This window comes from Paenibacillus sp. 3LSP (assembly GCF_032465655.1).
GTDB classification, from domain to species: Bacteria; Bacillota; Bacilli; order Paenibacillales; family Paenibacillaceae; genus Fontibacillus; species Fontibacillus barengoltzii.
This window is the reverse complement of the sequence record NZ_JAWDJI010000208.1, coordinates 1-4,017: the sequence shown is the minus strand read 5'-3', so window position 1 is coordinate 4,017 and position 4,017 is coordinate 1. Positions and strand designations below refer to the sequence as shown.

Genomic DNA, 4,017 nt, shown 5'->3' with positions numbered 1-4,017 from the left:
CACGTATGAACTCAGTTGAACGAACTTAAAAGGACGCCGCCAGGCGTTTTTCTTAATATTCCGCTAGGCGAGCTTCTTCGTGTATAAAATGCCGATCGTTTTGGCGCCGCAATGGCTGGAGATGACGCAGCCGGCATTGGACACCGCAACTTGGCGGGCGTTCGTCTTGGCTTCTAACGCTTCCTTCAGCACCTTCGCGTCCTCATCCGCCAAGGAATGCGTGACGAAGATGAGATCATCATCCATCTCAGATAGATGGCTAAGCGCATTGTTTAACAGCTGATCGAGCGCTTTGTCCCGGCTGCCGCGAATTTTGTATGCTGGCGTCATTTTGCCGTTCTCGACCTTGATGACGGGCCGGATTTTCAGCAGGCTGCCAACGATGTTCTGCATACCGGAGCAGCGGCCGCCCTTATACAGATAATCCAGCGAATCGATGACAAATTCGGTCTCGACCTGCGGACGAACGGCCGTCAGCAGGGCAACGATTTCCTCAACGCTCTTGCCTTCTGCAGCGGCGTTAACGGCTTTCATCACCTGCAGACCGATGCCGGTCGATAAATTCAGGGAATCGAACACCGTCACCATCCCTTCGGCAAATTCGTCTGCGGCAATCAGCGCATTCTGATAAGTTGAGGACAGCTCTGAGGACAAGCTGATATAGAGAATTCTCCGGCCTTCCTCAATATGGGGACGAAACGCTTCGATAAAATCCGCCGGTGACGGTGCCGCCGTCTTAGGCAGCTTGCCCGTCTCATCGACTTTCCGGTAGAGCTCAGGCACCGTCAGATCGATTCCGTCCTTGTAGGTTTGTTCCGAAAACGTCACATACAGAGGCACAATGCCGATGTCGTACTGCGCAATCCATTCAGCGGGGAGATCGCAAGTGCTGTCTGCAAAAATTTTAATGGAACCCATATAAATCCTCCTAAACGTCTATGGTTATCTATGGGACTTATGAAGCCGCCGATTTTCTTGCATACATAATCGCGACGGTATGGGGGCCGCAGTGGCTCGAAATGACGCAGCCAGCTTCTGCAACAGCGACTTCTCGTACACCGGTCTGCTCCCGCAAAATCACGGATAACCGATGGGCCTCCTCCTCCGCGAGCGTATGTGCGACCAAGATCAAATCCTCATCCATCTGATCTTTGTCGGCCAGGGCATTGTCAAGCATGAGCTGCACGGCTTTCTCCTTGCGGCCTCGTACTTTGTAAGCCGGGATGATGTTCCCGTCCACCATCTTCAGGACCGGACGAATTTGCAGCAGGCTGCCCATGATGTTCTGCATCCCGGAACAGCGACCGCCTTTGTACAAATAATCCAACGTATCAATGACAAATTGTGTCTCCACTTGGGAGCGTAAGGCGGCAACTTGTCCAGCGATTTCTGCGGCTCCCCACCCTTGCTCAGCCAGGCGTACGGCCTTCATGACCAGCATCCCGATCCCGCTGCACAGCGTCAAGGAATCTACGATATGAACTCGACCCTCGGGATATTCCGCAGCTGCGATAAGCGCGTTCTGATAGGTGGACGACAGCTTGGACGACAAGCTGATATACACGATGTCCATTCCTTGATCGATGTAAGGGCCGAAAGCGCTCATAAAATCTTTGGGGGATGGGGCTGTTGTCTTAGGTAATTGCCCCTCGGCCTCCACCCGGCGATAAATATCGAGCGGGGTAATGTCGATGCCGTCCCGGAACGTTTCATCGCCGAATACGACGTAAAGCGGAACCAGGCCGATATCGTACCGTTCGACCCAGCCAGCTGGCAGATCCGAGGTACTATCCGCAAAAATTTTCACTTTAGACATAAACAGTCTCCTTGGTTAGTTGATCCAAATTCGATGTAATGTAAAGAAGAACTTTCATCCATTCTATCAAAAAGAACAAGACAAGGAAAAGCCCCAAGACCGACTAAAGACCCGCGGAGATTGGGGCTTTCGGCAGCCGTCTGCGATAGACGCTGCCTTTTTTGAGGTAAAGCTTGCAAGGTGTTGCGTTATTTTAGCCCGTGAGGCTGCCAAGCACGATCAAAAAGATGAAGAGAACTAATGGCAAGACCGAAAAAATCGTGCCTAGTATCGCAAACACTTTCCTCCGATTTCGAATCGCCAGGCCTACGATGCCTAGAATCAATCCGACCAGATCCAATACGCCGGAAATGAGGAACAGCAAAACGCCAAGCACTGTCCCGCTTCGTTGCATCAGGTCCGCGGCGATGGCCTCCGCAGGCTGGTCCACGAGATCCATGGCTGTAGAAATAATCAATGCCAGCGCAGCAATATAGCCAACTACGGCAACTAAGCTGAGTATGAAGGAGGCGATGCCGGGGCCGGAGAATTTTACTCGGTTCATTGGCTCATGGGGGGCAAAATAAGGTGATACAGGATCTTGCTCCGATTGACGATAATCCATCCCAAAACTCCTTTAATTGACATTATGTAATGTAAACCTATTCAAGATCATCTTCAAATATCCTCCTGAAATATGCAAGGATATTTTTGGTTGAAACGGTGGTGGAAATCAGGCAAAGCCCTGCGGTATGATGGACACGAAGGTGAATGGACATGATCAGAAAGGGTGAAATCAATAGTGCAGCGAAAATATGCGGGGATCGGAGCGATTGTCATGCTTCTCTCTGTAGCGTTTGGTGCGTTTGGCGCTCACATCTTGAAAGAGCGGATCGGGGAGGCTGCCATAAGCACGTTTGAGACCGGAGTCCATTATCAAATGATTCATGGCCTTGCCATGCTGCTGACCGCGCTATTTGCAGCGAAGTGGGGAGATTCCAAGCGGCTGTTGTGGAGTGGACGGCTGTTTCTGATCGGCGTGATCTTATTTTCTGGCAGCTTATACGGCCTTGCCGCCTGGGACTTGCGATGGCTTGGTCCGGTGACACCGCTTGGCGGCGTGTCATTTCTAGCTGGCTGGCTAATGCTCGCGCTGGAAGCCTGGAAGGCAGCACCTCGGGCGGGGGCATAAAACTTAAGGAGATGCAAGCTCGAAAAGGGCTGGCGCAACCTGCATCCACAGGAACGCCAGCCCTTTTGGCTGCATTGTTCAGATATTTTTTACGTATCCAAAAAGTCGATGATCTCGCTCAGCTTTAGCGTGTATACCTGCTTCTCGTCGACGTGGTATACGCTCACCGCGTAGGTTTCCGGAAGGAAATTTAAGATTCGGCACGGCATACTCGTCCGCTTCCCGTTACGATTGACGTACAAACGGACAAGCTTATTGCCTGTAATATAGCTTTGAATCCAGGCTTGGAATTCATCGCTTGTCGCCAGCTCCTTGAAGTTGCTCGAAGCCGGCTCGCTTTTCTTCTTCTCCACCACAGCGGGTTGTTTAGACGTTTCTTTGCCGTTATTCTTAGCCTTGACGGCTTGGGCGGTTTCGATGCGGGACTGCGTGCGGGAAGCTAAGGTAGATTCAATAATTCGTCCCAGCTCGATTCCGGAGTTGATGCGGTAATCTATAATGTCAGGGCTGTCGTTCAGCAGCTTCAACAGCGCTTGCAGAGCCAGCGGGTTCGTTGTCCCTTTGACTAGAATTTCGACGTTAAATAAATAGCCCAATTCGTCATCTTGTTTCTGATGTTGACCGGTTTGATTTTCCATAATTCCCCCACAGTTTTCAAGTTGGCAGAGAAAGGTCGTCCTTCTTCTGTTGAAAATCCTCAATAATAATAGCACCACTATGACAACAATCATAGCCCAAATTTCAAGAAATTTACACAAATCTATACATCTTATGGATCTTTTGTTTCGTCCTCCCGGAATCAGGGTAAAATAATGACAACTTTTAATTGAAGAAAGCAGGGGATAAGGATGGGCAAATCGGAAGCTACACCGGCAAAGAATACGAAGAAATCCAGCCTGGAGCAGCTGCTGAATGAACAGGTTGCTAACCTCAACGTGCTTTATGGCAAACTGCACAACTACCATTGGTATGTTAAACATGAAATCGGAATGTGGATAACTCAGGCCTGTGGATAACCCGCCATCGCACT

General features: G+C 50.4%; 5 protein-coding genes and 1 pseudogene. 2 read left to right on the top strand and 4 right to left on the bottom strand.

Annotated features, from left to right (window positions below; all coding sequences use genetic code 11):
* Positions 1 to 63: 63 nt before the first annotated feature.
* The 3 genes from RW092_RS17840 to RW092_RS17830 form a co-directional block, all read right to left on the bottom strand.
* Positions 64 to 918 carry a DegV family protein gene (locus tag RW092_RS17840; protein WP_316010853.1) on the bottom strand — a complete coding sequence of 285 codons (855 nt, stop codon included), beginning with the start codon at positions 916 to 918 and terminating at the stop codon, positions 64 to 66.
* A 37-nt stretch (positions 919 to 955) separates the two neighbouring features.
* Positions 956 to 1,816: a DegV family protein gene (locus tag RW092_RS17835; protein WP_316010852.1), complete on the bottom strand. Its 861-nt coding sequence runs from the start codon at positions 1,814 to 1,816 to the stop codon at positions 956 to 958.
* Between the two features lie 193 nt (positions 1,817 to 2,009).
* Positions 2,010 to 2,420 (bottom strand): hypothetical protein, encoded by a 411-nt coding sequence (locus RW092_RS17830; protein ID WP_316010851.1) that lies wholly within the window; start codon positions 2,418 to 2,420, stop codon positions 2,010 to 2,012.
* Between the two features lie 177 nt (positions 2,421 to 2,597).
* Here RW092_RS17830 and RW092_RS17825 point away from each other — a divergent pair, with 177 nt between their 5' ends.
* Positions 2,598 to 2,987, top strand: coding sequence for a DUF423 domain-containing protein (locus RW092_RS17825; RefSeq protein WP_316010850.1), 390 nt, complete (start codon positions 2,598 to 2,600; stop codon positions 2,985 to 2,987).
* An 89-nt stretch (positions 2,988 to 3,076) separates the two neighbouring features.
* On the opposite strand, the gene RW092_RS17820 is transcribed toward RW092_RS17825, so the two are convergent.
* Positions 3,077 to 3,625, bottom strand: coding sequence for a hypothetical protein (locus RW092_RS17820; RefSeq protein ID WP_316010849.1), 549 nt, complete (start codon positions 3,623 to 3,625; stop codon positions 3,077 to 3,079).
* 210 nt (positions 3,626 to 3,835) lie between these two features.
* On the opposite strand from RW092_RS17820, the pseudogene RW092_RS17815 reads away from it, so the two are divergent.
* A pseudogene (locus tag RW092_RS17815) lies at positions 3,836 to 3,964 on the top strand (DNA starvation/stationary phase protection protein); the annotation flags it as partial.
* Positions 3,965 to 4,017 lie beyond the last annotated feature (53 nt).

What these genes read in the sequence shown, in the direction of transcription:
- RW092_RS17840 (WP_316010853.1), bottom strand. Translation starts at nt 918, where the DNA reads ATGGGTTCCATTAAAATTTTTGCAGACAGCACTTGCGATCTCCCCGCT.
- RW092_RS17835 (WP_316010852.1), bottom strand. Translation starts at nt 1,816, where the DNA reads ATGTCTAAAGTGAAAATTTTTGCGGATAGTACCTCGGATCTGCCAGCT.
- RW092_RS17830 (WP_316010851.1), bottom strand. Translation starts at nt 2,420, where the DNA reads ATGGATTATCGTCAATCGGAGCAAGATCCTGTATCACCTTATTTTGCC.
- RW092_RS17820 (WP_316010849.1), bottom strand. Translation starts at nt 3,625, where the DNA reads ATGGAAAATCAAACCGGTCAACATCAGAAACAAGATGACGAATTGGGC.